The sequence below is a fragment of the Treponema socranskii subsp. socranskii VPI DR56BR1116 = ATCC 35536 genome, from assembly GCF_000468115.1.
GTDB classification, from domain to species: domain Bacteria; phylum Spirochaetota; class Spirochaetia; order Treponematales; family Treponemataceae; genus Treponema_D; species Treponema_D socranskii.
The window spans coordinates 92,540-105,788 of sequence record NZ_AVQI01000080.1 but is presented as its reverse complement, the minus strand read 5'-3'; the positions used below and the strand labels follow the sequence as shown (position 1 = coordinate 105,788).

The window sequence follows — 13,249 nt, the reverse complement described above, 5'->3', positions numbered from 1 at the left end:
TTTTTAACGGTTTCCCTTGATTTTACTGCGCGTTATTGCAAAGCGTACGTGATCGTGACGGTCGAACTCACTTCGATTTTTCCGGACGACAGCGTTGAAACGGCTCCGCTGCTCATCGCCGCCGGTGCGTAGTTCATCATATTGATGCCGCCCGCATCGCTTTCTTCGATGATCGTAATCGATTCTCCGATTTTGCAGCCGGCAGCTCCAGCCAAAAGGGATGCCGTATCCTGCGCTTGCTGTACGGCGAGCGTCCGTGCCTGCCTCACAAGAGAGGTATCGTCGGAAACGGTAAACGTGAGGGACGTCAGTTCGTTCGCTCCTGCAGAAATCGCCGTGTCGATAACGTCGCTTGCAAGGGCAGTGTTATACACGACGATTTTCATTTCATTTCGCACTTGGTAGCGTCCGATCGACTGCCTCCCGCCGTCCCATGATTCCTTTCGATGTATGCTGTAGTTCGTCGTTGTAATATCGTTTGCGTTAACTCCCGATGCGACAAGCGCGCCGCGTACGCGCGTCATGATTTCGGCATTCCTATCCGCAGCGGTTTTTGCGACCCACTCCTGCGTTACGACCGAAACGACGACGGAGGCTTTATCGGGCTCAGCTTCCACGACGCCGCGGCCGGTCACGGTAATCGTCCGCGAAGATCCTTCCGCTCTTTTTACGAGCGAACACGACAACGATGAAAACAGCACGATAGCCGCTATGGAAATTTTAATAAACCGTTTCATATATTCCTCCGTTCGATGTATCAACAATCACCGCTTTCGATTTTTATTAAATCAAAATCCATCCGTTATTTCCGTTTATCGGATATCGACGTACATGCGTTTCAGATAAATGCTGCGCTTGCGTGCGGACTGCCACTGTTTACTCTCCGGCCACTTTTGCAAAAGCTCGTCGTACGCTTCGAGCGCGCCTTTGATATTTTGCTGCGCGGATTTTGCTTCGAGCGTTTGTCCCTTGAGATAGAGTCCTTCGTCGATACGGCTTGTCGCACGCGCAAAAAACAGATCGAGGAGAGCGAGAGCTCTCGCGTAGTTTTTTTCATCGTATGCGCTTTTCGCTTTTTCAAGCAAATCCGATTCGCCGAGCGCATAATCGCCCGCGCTGAGAGCGGCTGCCGAAGCCGATCCCGTTTGTTCTTTTGCGCTTTGAGAAGACACGGCATTGTTTTCGTCCGCCGAATCGCTTATACCGCCGGCTCCGCTTTCGGAATCCGCCGTTCGTCCGGAAATCGAAACGCCGCCTGTTTCCGCTCCCGAAATACCTTCCGTGCCGTTTTTTGCAGTTTCGGAAGGAGCGGCTTCCGCGTTCTCTCCTCGCGCATCGCCGGCCGAAGAGGCGGGACGGGGCGGAACGATGTCTGCATACGAAGGAGCTGTGATGCGTTCGGCCGCGCTTCCGGTTTTATCTTCGACGATCGCTTCGAGCCAGTCGTCGATAGCGTTTCCGGTGAGGATATCGTTTTTGTAAAAATGCAGTATCGCTTTTCCTTCATTTTTTGCACGGAGCGTAAAAATCGTGTCGGCATCTCCGAACCTTTTGCCGAAAAACGAAAACAGTTTCGTACCGTCCGTCTCTCCGAGATAGATCCATCCTCCTCCGGGATAGACGACATCGAGGTATTGGTTTTTCGCGATATGCACCGATCGCGACGGAAGTATTTTCGTGCCGATTTCGTCCGTGTCGACGAGCGGATCCGCTTGTTTCCGCGAGCCTTCCGTACCGTTTGCCGATCTGTCGGCGGAAACGATTTCCGCTTCTTTCGCGTCCCGTGCATTTGGAAGGGTTGTTTTATCCGCTTGCCGTTTGCGGACATCTTGCGCCGAGCGTGTCGTTTCTCCTTCTACCGCGTTTACATTCGTTTGCGTCGAACTTGTACCTGTCTGCGCAGCATCGTTTACAGCTTTCGTCGTCGGGTCTTTTTTGCCTTTCGGTGCGGCGTCTTTTTGAGCCCGACTTGGAGACGCTTTGTTTCGCGCGGTAGAACCCGCGCCTGCGTTTTCCGAAAATCCTTCCCGTACGACAGGTTCGTCTATAGAGGTGCTTCCGCGCATTGCTTCTTCGCTTTTTTCGGGAAGATCGCTTCTGACGCGTTCGGAAATATTTTCCGCATTCGAAGCCGCATCTTCGCTGTCGCCCGACTTTTCATCCGACGGCAAAGCGTCGTTGTTTTCGTGCGGCGATGCAGTGTTTGCGTTTTCCGCCGGATTTTCGTTTTCCGCCGATTCCGAAACGCCCTCAGGATGTTCCGATTGACGGGAAAACTCTTCGCTTTCGGTTTGCCTAGGGGGATCTCCCGCTCGTCCGCTTTTCGGAAGAGACGAGCAGGATACCGATACGAAAAAAATCGACAGACAGGCGATCGCCGAGAGAGAGACTTGTATCGGCCTCCATACAAAAGTTCGTTTTATTGATTTTTTCACGGAGCAGCCCCCAATATATCCGAAACGATTTTATCGTTTGCGCGGCGCAGATCTTCCATCTCTTTGCCCTCAGGCGGCGTAAACCACCGATCCGTATCGGCATCGCTCCACGCATCTCTCGCTTCGCGCGAAGCGATATAATCTTTTTGCTCCTGCGGGCCGTCGGGCGCAAGGAGTTCGTGGGACGGTGTAAACGTCCGTTCGGCGACGGGTGCTCGGCGCTTCTTTTTCGATTTTTGTACAATAAAAACTGCGAGCGCAATGCACGTCATCAAAATAAGCGTGCCCGAAATAAAAGCGACGTATTTTTTCCTTCCGGAAAAGAGAGCTTTGATACCGTCGAAAAAATCACTTTTCCCGATCATCGCTTTTTTTCTCCGCAGCTTTCGCTTTTTGCGCCGCTTCTTTTTCGAGGCGTTTCTCTTCTTTCACTGCGCGTTCGCGGTCGGGATCGGTTATCGTTCCGTCGGGATTGTGAATGCGCTTTGCGGGTCTCGGCGGAACGGTCGCCTCTTCGGGCGGCACGTCCTCTTCGATAAAGTCCTCTCCGTTTTCAGGAATAACGGCGCCGAGCTTTATGTCTTTGTCGAGGCGGAGCGAAAGTATTTTCGAAACGCCGGATTCTTCCATCGTGATACCGAGCATCGTCGTAGCTCCCATAACCGTCTTTTTGTTATGCGTGATGACGATGTATTGACTTACGTTTGCAAAAGAGCGTAGCGTCGTCACAAAGCTTGAAACGTTTTTGTCGTCGAGCGCCGCATCGATTTCGTCGAGGAGACAAAACGGAGAAGGGCGCACTTGGTAAGTCGCAAACAAAAGCGCAACGGCCGTCATCGTTTTTTCTCCGCCCGAAAGAAGGGCGATGTTTTCGAGCTTTTTTCCCGGCGGCTGCGCGTAGATGTCGATGCCGCTCGTGAGCACGTTTTCCGGATCGATGAGACGAAGCTCGGCTCTTCCGCCGTTGAAAAGGCGGCGGAACATATTGTGAAAATTCTTTTTGATTTTATTGTATGTGTCGAGAAACATTTCGGACGATTTCGATTTGATTTCTCCCGAAACGCGCTGCAGATTTTCGAGGCTCTTTTTCGTATCTTCGCAGTTCGTCTTCTGCCGCTCGTAGCGTTCTTTTTCTTCGGCGAATTCTTCGACAGCCATCAAGTTCACCTGTCCGAGCGCTTTCAGCCGTTCTTTCGCGTCGGAAAGTTTTTCCCGAATTTCCGAAGCGGGTTTTGTGATCTTATACATGCGCTCTTCGAATTCCATAAGATCGCGCGAATGCGTATCCTGAAAATTCTGTTTGACGTTTTTGATTTCCGTATCGGAGGAAACGAGCAAAAGCGAAACACGCTCGTACTGCGCCTGTAGCTTATTTTGTTCCTCCTGCTTTTGACGGAGCGCGTTCTGCTTTCCCGACACGCTCGTATTGCACGCAGCGATCGCATCGTCGAGTTTTTTCAGTTCGTCCGCGAGAGAGAGACCGCGCTTTTCTATTTCCGAAAGCTCTTCTTCGGCGCCGGATATTTCCGCATTCAAATTTTCGGCGCGCTTGTTTTCCGAAGCGATCTCTCCGTCGGTATCGGAAAGCGTTTTTTGCTGGCTTATCAAAGTGCGGCGGAGCATCGATACCTGTTCTTCGGCCGCCGTAATCTGCTCGTGCATCTGCGCTTCGTTTACTTTGAGCTTTCCGAGCGTTTCTTTATATTCGTCGATTTTTTTCGAAAGGTTTTCGTTTTCCGCATGCAGTTCGGCTATGCGTTCGTTGATCCCGGCAACGCGGGAACGGTTGTCGGAAATCTTTTGATCGATGGCGCGCTTTTTCGTCATGATTCCTTCCGGCGCGAGGAATTCGGTGATAAAGGCGGGAGAGTCTTTCATATAATCGTCGAGCGCTTTTTCAAGTTCGGCAACAAGCTTTCCCGTTTCGGAAAACGCGTCGGATGCTTCCTTCACCGTTTTGACGCATTCGTCGGCGGAATGCGAAGGAGAGGCTGCAAAATCGGCAAAGATGTTTTTGCGTCCCGCCGTAAAAATTTTCAAGCGTGCGATGACGTTGTCGAGCGTTTCTTTGGCGTTTTTCATCGCATTTTCGGAAAAGCCCGCGTCTTTTAATTTTGCGTCGAGCTTCGTGACGATGTCTTCGGTGATCGCCGTCAAATCTTTTTGCAAAAGCGTACGCGCTTCACGCAGCGCTTCGATTTGCGATTGCGATTCGGAGACGAGGGTATCGTTTCCGTCGATGCGGCTTCCCGCGTCGGAAATATGTTTGCCGAATGATGCGATATTTTTTTTGATATCGTCGAGCTGCTTTGTCTTTTCGTAAAGCTGCGCGTTTTTTTCGTCGATTTCATCGTTCAGCGCATCGATCTGAACTCCGATCGCTTTTTTATGCGCTTCGAGCTGTTCGAGTTTTTCTTTCGATTCGGAAAGGCGCACGTTGAACTGCTGAATCAAATCCTGTTTGCCGCTTTTTTCTTTTTGAATGCCGATTAAATCCGCCTGCTTTGCATACACTTCTTCCTGCATAGCCTTTACTTTGTCCATGTTTTCGGAAAGCGTGTTGCTGATCGCTTCGATTTCGTTTCGGATATCGCCTCGTTTTTTTTCGACTTGTTTGAGATGCTCTTCGTTTTGCGCTTTCGTCTGCACGAAGTTTTTTAATTTTAATAATGTTAAATCGAGTTCATCGTTGAATATTTCGTCTTTGACCGCGCGGTATTTGATCGTTTTTTCGGACTGCACTTTGAGCGTATCGTATCGCCGCTTGACTTCCGAAAGCGCGATTTCGATTTGCTGGAGATTGTTTCGAGTACGCTCGAGTTCCCGTTCGGCTTCCGCGCATTCGGCTTTACTCCGGCTTATGCCTGCCGCTTCTTCAAAGAGATAGCGCCTGTCTTCGGGTTTCGACGAAAGCACTTGATCGATCTTTCCCTGTTCCATGACCGAATAAGCCGCTTTGCCGATGCCCGTATCCATAAAGAGCGAGCGTATTTCCCTCGGTCCCGCCTGCCGGTTATTGATAAAGTATTCGTTTTCGCCTGAACGGTAGAGCCGCCGCTTGATCGCGATTTCGGATGCTTCGAACGGGATGAGCCCGTTTTCGTTCATGATCGTGAGCGTCACTTCGGCGACGTTGAGAGGCGGACGGCGTTCGGTGCCGTTGAAAATGATGTCTTCCATCTTGTCGGCACGCAGATTTTTCGAGCGGTTTTCGGCTAAAACCCATTTTATCGAATCGACGACGTTGCTTTTGCCGCAGCCGTTCGGGCCGAGCAGAGCCGTGATGCCGTCCGAAAAATCGATATGTGTTCTGTCGGCGAAGGATTTGAAGCCGAATATGTCGAGACTTTTAAGAAACACCTGTCCCCTCTCAAAGTGAAAGCTGTTTTTATATTATACACGATATGGCAGCCTCAATCAACTATTCGGAAACGGTATCGAGCGCGGTTATTCCGATATTTACAACCTACGAGAGTGCAGCCGATTTTTTACGTTATACGAACAAAGTTTCTCATGCGTAATCCCTGTCGGCGATACCGAAAAATCTCGACATCCGCTTAGATAAGCGCTATAGTTTCAGTATGATCATCGCGGAAATAGGAACGGCTCACGAAGGCTCGCTTGCAAAAGCGAAAAAGCTCATCGACGCGGCTTTTTTTGCAGGAGCCGATGCCGTAAAATTTCAATGGGTGTATGCGGATGAAATCCTGCACCCCGATACGGGAACGGTCGATTTGCCGGGCGGAAAAGTAAAGCTCTACGATCGGTTTAAAGCGCTCGAAGTGCCGAGCGATTTTTTTAAATCGGCGATGGCGTATGCGCACAAAAAAAATCTCCTCTTCGTCTGCTCGCCTTTCGGTCTCAAAAGCCTCCGCGAACTGCTTGCACTTAAACCAGACGCCGTAAAAATCGCATCCCCCGAATTGAATCACATCCCGCTTTTGAGAGCTTTGTCGGATTTCCGTACGGTGCAAAAAGCGCTCGGAGATGCCGTCGTCCCCGTCATCCTTTCAAGCGGCGTTTCAAAGCTCGCCGACATCGAACGCTCTCTCGACATCGTCGGAAAAGAAAACGTCACGCTGCTACACTGCATCACAAGTTACCCCGCTCCCGAAACCGAATACAATGTACGCCTCGTTTCCACGCTGCACGATATGTTCGGCGTACCCTGCGGCATCAGCGATCACTCGCTCGATCCCGTCCTCGTTCCCGTCCTCGCCGCCTCATGCGGAAGCGTTATAACCGAAAAGCACATCACGCTGAGCAAAAAGACTGACGGACTCGACGACCCCGTCGCACTTGAAGGCGAACAGTTCGGACAGATGGTACGTGCACTCCACCAGTGTGAAGCGGCAAAACGACGCTACGGCGGAAAACGCGGAGCGGCGCGCATACTCAAAGAGATGCGCGAACAATACGGCAGAAAAAAAGTACGTGAAGTTCTCGGCACGGGAATCAAAACGCTTGCGCCGTCGGAAATCGAAAACTACGGAAGGACGAACCGCTCGCTCCATTTTATGCACGCGATGAAAGCCGGCAGCGTCGTCGAAGAAAACGATATCGCAGTCCTCCGTACCGAAAAAACGCTCACGCCCGGCATTTCGCCGGAATACTTTGAAACGATTGTAAACGCGCGCCTTTCACGGGACGTCCCCGCTGGAGCAGGCGTCGATTGGGAAGACATCGTGCACCGCCGGTGAGCGAGGAAATAAGCGCCGTACAACGATAGTTTTTGAAAAACACCGGAAAATCCGCAAAGCAATTTTTTATCGCGGAACGGATATCTTTAAATTTTCGCTATCGGCTTTTTCCGTTTCCGCCCATTCGGGATGAATTGTATACCACGGCTTGAATTCCAAGAGTTCATCTCGTGTCAGCTTGGGACAATCGGAAAAATCTTTATTCGTGCGGAGGGTTTAATACCCTGTTGCTCTACGCTGTAACTAAGGGTATTAAACCCCGACTGCAACCACCTTATGAGAACAACATACCCCGATGCTCTGCGTCGGGGTTGTTGATTTTTAAAATCTTCCATTTCTTTTCCTACAAAGGAGGCAATTTTTTTATCTCATCTAAAGTCATAGTTACACTGTCACGGATTTTGCTATCCGTTTCTTCCGTGCAAGGGAGATGCGCTGCCGCGCATCGATCGACGAGAACTGTCACGGATTTTGCTATCCGTTTCTTCCGTGACAGTTCTTATACTTTTTCCCGGAGCCGCAGGGACAGGGATCGTTTCGGCCGATTTTCGGCATCGTGCGGCGGACAGTCACCGATTGCCCCTGCGTGTGCTTTTGCATCGCCCCGCCTGCGGCGGCCCTCCGCGCGGCATCTCCGCTCATCTGCATGGAAGCTTCCCGCTGCGCTTCGCCCGACGCGCCTCCTGCAAAAGACGCGGCTTCGGAATGCTGCGCGCTCATATCGCGAGAGCTCATCCTCCTCCGCGCTTCTGCTGCAGCCGGCGAAAGCTGGATGCGCACTTTGAATACGCGCGACATAACGGTCGTCCGGATCGAATCCATCATTTCGTCGAAAATATTAAAACCGTCGATCTTATATTCGGTAAGCGGATTTTTGCTGCCGTAGGAGCGCAAGTGCACCGCGTCGCGCAGGCTTTCGAGCTCTTCGAGCTGATCGAGCCATTTTTTGTCGATCGTCTGCACGTACTGGTAGCGGATAAACATGTTGAGATTTTCTTTGCCGGCGAGCGTTTCTTTTTCCGTCAAATCGTTTTGCAGCATCGATTCAAGCGTTTCGCGCGAAAGCTGTTCGGATGCCAATTGAATACCGAACATATTTCTGATGCGGTCGTTGAGTTCCGCCAAAGCGGCGTCCTTTTGCTTTTTCGTGTGCAGTTCGTATTCGTCGAAAATATCGTTTACGGCGTCTTTTGCATTGTTCATAACGCGCACGGAAAGGTTTTCGTCGGCGAGAATGCTGTCTCGCTGTTTGTAGACGACGCCGCGCTGTTCGTTTAAAACATCGTCGTAGTCGAGCAGGTTTTTGCGGATTTCAAAGTTTCTGTCTTCGACTTTTTCCTGCGCTTTTTTAATGCCGCGGTTCAGCCACGGGTGATCGATCGGCTCTCCGGGCTTCATGCCGATCCTGCTCATCATCACTTTCATGCGCTCGCCGCCGAACAATCGCATGAGATCGTCGTCCATCGAAATAAAGAATTTGCTGCGACCGGGATCACCCTGACGTCCGGAACGGCCGCGCAGCTGATTGTCGATACGCCGGCTTTCGTGACGTTCGGAGCCGATGACGTACAGTCCGCCAGAAGCTTTTACGTCTTCGTAATCTTTTTTCCACTGCTCTTTTTCGATTTTGTAAGCGGCATCGTATTGTTCGGGCGTTGCATTCGTTCCGGCTCTTTTTTGTGCGCGGAATTCGGGATTGCCTCCGAGCTTGATATCGGTACCGCGGCCGGCCATATTCGTTGCGATCGTCACCGCGCCTTTTGCACCCGCTTCGGCTATGATGAGCGCTTCCCGCGCGTGATTTTTCGCGTTCAGCACTTCGTGGCGGACTCCTTTGCGCGTGAGCATCGCCGAAAGGTGTTCCGATTTTTCTACGGAAACGGTACCTACGAGTACGGGCTGTCCCTTTGCGTGAGCCGCGGCGATTTCGTCGCAGATCGCCGTCCACTTGTCGCTTTCGTTGAGGTAGACTTCGTCGTTTTCGTCTTTTCGGATAACCGGCTTATTCGTCGGGATGGAAACGACATCGAGTTTGTAAATTTTATTAAATTCGACCGCTTCCGTTGCCGCCGTTCCGGTCATGCCGGAAAGCTTGTCGTACATGCGGAAAAAATTCTGAAAGGTGATCGTCGCAAGCGTTCGATTCCGCTGTGCGATGCGCAAATGCTCTTTCGCTTCGATCGCCTGATGCAGCCCGTCGCCGTAACGCCTGCCTTCGAGGATACGGCCGGTAAATTCGTCGACGATCTGCACTTGTCCGTCTTTGACAAGGTAATCGACGTCGTTTTTGTACAACGTGTGAGCCCTCACCGCCTGCGTAAAATAGTGCACGTATTCGAAATTGTTTTCGTCGAAGACGGTGCCCGTTATCAAATTGTGCTGATGAAGAATTGCATCGATGTGGTTCATACCCGCGTCGGTAAACGACACGCGCTTCGATTTTTCATCGAGCGTATAATCGCCTTTGATATTTTTCCGCTGTTCGGGATCCATGTTCACTTCGTCGGGATAAAGCCCCGTCACGGGATCCTTTTCCACTTCGACAAGCTGCCCGACATATTTATCGACTTCGTGATACTTGTACGTGTCGTCTTCACCCTGCCCGCTGATGATAAGAGGCGTACGCGCTTCGTCGATCAAAATCGAGTCGATTTCGTCGACGATGCAAAAGCTGAATCCGCGCTGTACTTTTTGCGAAAGCTCTATCTGCATATTGTCGCGGAGATAATCGAAACCGAGTTCGTTGTTCGTCCCGTAGGTGATGTCGCAGTCGTACGCCGCTTTCCGAGCCGCGTTGTCCATATCCGAAAGGATCGTACCGACGGTTTGCCCCATGTACGCGTACACGGGCCGCATCCATTCGGCATCGCGGCCGGCAAGATAGTCGTTTACCGTGACGATGTGCACGCCCTTTCCCGAAAGGCTGTTCAAATAAGCGGCAGCGACGCACATAAGCGTTTTGCCTTCGCCCGTTTTCATCTCCGAAATGCGTCCCGAATGCAGCACGAGCGCGCCCATAATCTGCACGTCGTAGGGACGTTCGCCCAATACGCGGAACGACGCTTCGCGCGCGAGCGCAAAAGCTTCGGGAAGTATGTCGTCGAGCGTTTCGCCCTTTGCGAGACGCTCTTTAAAAATCGCGGTCTGTTTCGGAAAATCTTCCGCCGAAAGGGATTTTGCCCAGCTCTCTTTTTCGTTTACCTTTGCGAGGATCGGAGCGAGCGCTTTGACGTCGCGTTCGTTTTGGGAGCCGAAGAAAAACGTAAGAATCTTATCAATAAACATACCTATAAATATACGATATTTTGCAGTGCATTGACAAGACGAAAATCAATGTTTATGCTGAACGCATGATGAAAAAAATCACCGCGTGTATGATTCTTTTTTCCGTCTGCTTTTTTTCCTGCAAAAACTCGCCGTCGGTCGAATCGGTAAAAGAAGACGAACTCTTTTCGCTTTCATACGGGCGCTTCGAAGACCAGCTCAATATGTTCGATTTGTCCGATATCGGAAACGTGCACACAACCATGACAATGCGCGACGGTTTTTTTTACATCGCAAACGGAGAAGCCGAAAAGATCATGGAGCTCAATTCGTACGGCGACCTTTTGACGCTGTACTACAACGAACCGGAAGGAGAATCGGAAACTCGATCGATGCAAAACACGGCGAGCAAACGAAAATCGATCGCCTACCCCTTCACCGATCCGGGGGCTATCGCCGTCGATTCGAGAAAACGCATGTATGTCGTCAGCACTATGCCGAAAGAGCGGCAGGAAGAAAACGAAGACGGAACGCTTTTGTACAGCCAAATCATCCTGCGCTTTGCAAGCGACGGTACGTCCGAAGATTATATCGGACAACAGGGCATCGGCGGTACGCCCTTTCCGTTTATTAAAAATATCTATACGACATCGAGCGACGAACTTGTCGTCGTCTGCATTACGACGGAAGGAAGAGTCGTCTATTGGTTTTCCGAAGCCGGCTTTCTCATGTATCAGATTCCGATTTTAATAAAAGACGCGCCGAAAACGGACGATGCGAAAGCGGGGGCAAACGGTATTTCCGTTTTGCAAGACGTCATACCCGACTGTACGTCGAGGAGGCTCTTTGTCAAAGTCGATTACTATGAGCCGCGCATCGACGAAGATTCCAAAACCGAAGCGGGCATCGATTTTATAAAAAGCTGCATATTTCCGCTCACCGTGGAAACCGGCAAATACGGCAGTCCGATTGTCATTCCGCCCTACGAAGAGACGGTTTCGGCCGATTACAGCAAACTCGTGTTCCGTCTGCCCTACGATTTTCTCGGCGTGTCGAACAGCGGATGGCTCTTTTTTATCATTTCGACGGATACGGGATTCGGCATCGAAATGGTGCAGCTTTCGGGACAAAAGGTCATCAAGCGCCACTTCGACGTACCGCACGACGATATCCTCTACTACGTGCTTTCTCTGTCCGACAGCGGCATCATCTCTGCGCTCTTTATCGAAAAAGAAAAAGCACGTGTCGTATGGTGGCGGACGGATTCGCTTTCGGCCGCGATCGTAAAATCGTAAAAGCGCAGCGCCGAACGCGTAAAGTTCAAAAAAGGATCGGACGATGGATTTCAGTTTTATGGATGAAGGACACGAAGACGGAAAAGAAGCGCTGCATTATTACTTCAATCACGAAGAGCGCATAAAGAGAGCGCCGAAAATCGTGCGGGATTATTACAGCGGAGAAGGAATTCAAAGCCCGAAAGGGATTTTAAAATCGCTTGTCGCGACGAAAGCCAACCGTTTCGGTCTTTTCGCCGTCGCGATTTTTTGTGCGTTTATCTACGTCTATTCGCTTGTAAGCGAAAAACCCTACCGCAAAACCGTCGGAGGAGCCGAAGCGACGCTTGCGGCTTTTTCGTATGCGGATGAAATCTACGCAAGCCTCACCGTCCGTCCCGGAAACGATACGGAAAAAGCGATGAGAAGCGGCACGCTTGCCGTACGCTTTTCTTCGATCGACGTACAAAAGGCGACCGTCGGCGAGTCCGAAGATTCGCAAAACTATACGGGCAAAGAACTTTCGGTGCGGACAAAGTTTCCCGATTATGATATAGTAGCGGTGCGGGCGGAAGTACGGTTCCGAGGAGAAACGAAAACGCTCGTCGCGCGCGTCGTGCGCGAATAAAACGCCGAAGGATATGTTATGCTGCAGTTTTATTTTTTATCGATTTTATTAAATCTCGTTACGGGGATCATCCTTGTCTACGGCAAAAATCTCATCTCAGGCAAAAGTCCCGAAAGCAAAGCGCGCGGCATACTCGGTGAAAATGCGTTTTTCGACGATAAAACCTTCCGCCTCGTGCTCGGCATTTTGACCGTCTTCGTCGGCATTATGAAACTGCTTTCGGTCGTACGCACCGACATACCCGTCGTCGGCGATTTGATTCCTGCGGCAGCGGGACTGTTCGGAGGCTTTTGCCTCCTCGTCGAATTCTACAAAACGAATTCCGCATCCGAACTCACACTTCCTCATTGGATCGATTTTTGTTTTGTCGAAAAGCGGAACTACGTCGGCTATGCGTGCATCGCGGCCGCCGTCCTCCACTTCAGTTTTCCCGACGTGCTTTTGTTTTAGGTACATCGATGCGCGCTCTACGTGCGGCTCTGCTTTTTGCAGCCCTCGCCTCTTTTGTTTCGTGTACGAAAAAATCCTCGGAAGCGATTCGACTCGACACATCCGAGCCGCTCGCGCTTGCGCCGGACATCAGCTGGGCTGTCGTGCTCGATCCCTACGCCGCATACCGCCTGACATCATCGTGGAATGCGGCCGCCGCAGGCTATTGTCGGAAGGGCGACATTTTACAGGTAACGGGAAAAGCCGCCCTAAAAGAAAGCGGCGTGTGGTACAAATTCCAAGACGGCTGGCTTCCCGAATCCGCCGTCACGATCTACTCAAACCGCTACCGCGCCGAAAGCGCTGCCGAAAAGCTGAAATAAACGCAGGGGCTGTCGAAAAGCAAGCGACTTTTACGACAGCCCCTTAAAAAGATTTTTAGCCGTGCGTGCGTTTTGCAACGAGGAACTTCGCTCCGACGTTTCAAGCGAGCACACACGTTAATCTTGCGATGTTTGC

The 13,249-nt window shown here is 51.1% G+C and carries 10 protein-coding genes; 5 read left to right on the top strand and 5 right to left on the bottom strand.

The features are described from left to right. Nucleotides 1-32: 32 nt before the first annotated feature. The 4 genes from HMPREF0860_RS11330 to HMPREF0860_RS11315 all read right to left on the bottom strand — a co-directional run bounded on the left by HMPREF0860_RS11330 (nt 33) and on the right by HMPREF0860_RS11315 (nt 5,795). The gene (locus HMPREF0860_RS11330) at nt 33-737 is read right to left on the bottom strand and encodes an SIMPL domain-containing protein (protein WP_021495793.1); all 705 of its coding nucleotides are present in this window, start codon (nt 735-737) and stop codon (nt 33-35) included. Nucleotides 738-812: 75 nt separating this feature from the next. Further along, nucleotides 813-2,435 (bottom strand): outer membrane protein assembly factor BamD, encoded by a 1,623-nt coding sequence (locus HMPREF0860_RS11325; protein WP_021331438.1) that lies wholly within the window; start codon nt 2,433-2,435, stop codon nt 813-815. Further along, the gene (locus HMPREF0860_RS11320) at nt 2,432-2,800 is read right to left on the bottom strand and encodes a hypothetical protein (RefSeq protein ID WP_021331497.1); all 369 of its coding nucleotides are present in this window, start codon (nt 2,798-2,800) and stop codon (nt 2,432-2,434) included. Before HMPREF0860_RS11320 ends, HMPREF0860_RS11325 begins: the two co-directional genes overlap by 4 nt. After that, nucleotides 2,784-5,795 (bottom strand): chromosome segregation SMC family protein, encoded by a 3,012-nt coding sequence (locus HMPREF0860_RS11315; protein ID WP_021331458.1) that lies wholly within the window; start codon nt 5,793-5,795, stop codon nt 2,784-2,786. The genes HMPREF0860_RS11320 and HMPREF0860_RS11315 overlap by 17 nt, the downstream gene beginning before the upstream one ends. A gap of 221 nt (nt 5,796-6,016) precedes the next feature. On the opposite strand from HMPREF0860_RS11315, the gene HMPREF0860_RS11310 reads away from it, so the two are divergent. Further along, nucleotides 6,017-7,135: an N-acetylneuraminate synthase family protein gene (locus HMPREF0860_RS11310; RefSeq protein ID WP_021331472.1), complete on the top strand. Its 1,119-nt coding sequence runs from the start codon at nt 6,017-6,019 to the stop codon at nt 7,133-7,135. Nucleotides 7,136-7,609: 474 nt separating this feature from the next. Here HMPREF0860_RS11310 and secA read toward each other — a convergent pair whose 3' ends face one another. Beyond that, nucleotides 7,610-10,420 (bottom strand): preprotein translocase subunit SecA, encoded by a 2,811-nt coding sequence (gene secA, locus HMPREF0860_RS11305; RefSeq protein WP_021331493.1) that lies wholly within the window; start codon nt 10,418-10,420, stop codon nt 7,610-7,612. A gap of 65 nt (nt 10,421-10,485) precedes the next feature. Between secA and HMPREF0860_RS11300 the strand changes: the two genes are divergently transcribed. The 4 genes from HMPREF0860_RS11300 to HMPREF0860_RS11285 are packed head-to-tail and all read left to right on the top strand — an operon-like array spanning nt 10,486 to nt 13,113. Next, complete coding sequence (locus HMPREF0860_RS11300; protein ID WP_021331436.1) at nt 10,486-11,694, top strand: LIC_12708 family protein; 1,209 nt, start codon at nt 10,486-10,488, stop codon at nt 11,692-11,694. A 43-nt stretch (nt 11,695-11,737) separates the two neighbouring features. Further along, entirely contained in the window at nt 11,738-12,301 is a 564-nt protein-coding gene (locus HMPREF0860_RS11295) for a hypothetical protein (RefSeq protein ID WP_021331488.1), read from the top strand. An 18-nt stretch (nt 12,302-12,319) separates the two neighbouring features. Continuing rightward, entirely contained in the window at nt 12,320-12,751 is a 432-nt protein-coding gene (locus tag HMPREF0860_RS11290) for a hypothetical protein (protein ID WP_021331440.1), read from the top strand. A gap of 8 nt (nt 12,752-12,759) precedes the next feature. Further along, nucleotides 12,760-13,113, top strand: a complete 354-nt coding sequence (locus HMPREF0860_RS11285; protein ID WP_021331451.1) for a hypothetical protein — start codon at nt 12,760-12,762, stop codon at nt 13,111-13,113. The last annotated feature ends 136 nt before the right edge of the window (nt 13,114-13,249 follow it).

What these genes read in the sequence shown, in the direction of transcription:
- HMPREF0860_RS11330 (WP_021495793.1), bottom strand. Translation starts at nt 737, where the DNA reads ATGAAACGGTTTATTAAAATTTCCATAGCGGCTATCGTGCTGTTTTCA.
- HMPREF0860_RS11320 (WP_021331497.1), bottom strand. Translation starts at nt 2,800, where the DNA reads ATGATCGGGAAAAGTGATTTTTTCGACGGTATCAAAGCTCTCTTTTCC.
- HMPREF0860_RS11310 (WP_021331472.1), top strand. Translation starts at nt 6,017, where the DNA reads ATGATCATCGCGGAAATAGGAACGGCTCACGAAGGCTCGCTTGCAAAA.
- secA (WP_021331493.1), bottom strand. Translation starts at nt 10,420, where the DNA reads ATGTTTATTGATAAGATTCTTACGTTTTTCTTCGGCTCCCAAAACGAA.
- HMPREF0860_RS11300 (WP_021331436.1), top strand. Translation starts at nt 10,486, where the DNA reads ATGATGAAAAAAATCACCGCGTGTATGATTCTTTTTTCCGTCTGCTTT.
- HMPREF0860_RS11295 (WP_021331488.1), top strand. Translation starts at nt 11,738, where the DNA reads ATGGATTTCAGTTTTATGGATGAAGGACACGAAGACGGAAAAGAAGCG.
- HMPREF0860_RS11290 (WP_021331440.1), top strand. Translation starts at nt 12,320, where the DNA reads ATGCTGCAGTTTTATTTTTTATCGATTTTATTAAATCTCGTTACGGGG.
- HMPREF0860_RS11285 (WP_021331451.1), top strand. Translation starts at nt 12,760, where the DNA reads ATGCGCGCTCTACGTGCGGCTCTGCTTTTTGCAGCCCTCGCCTCTTTT.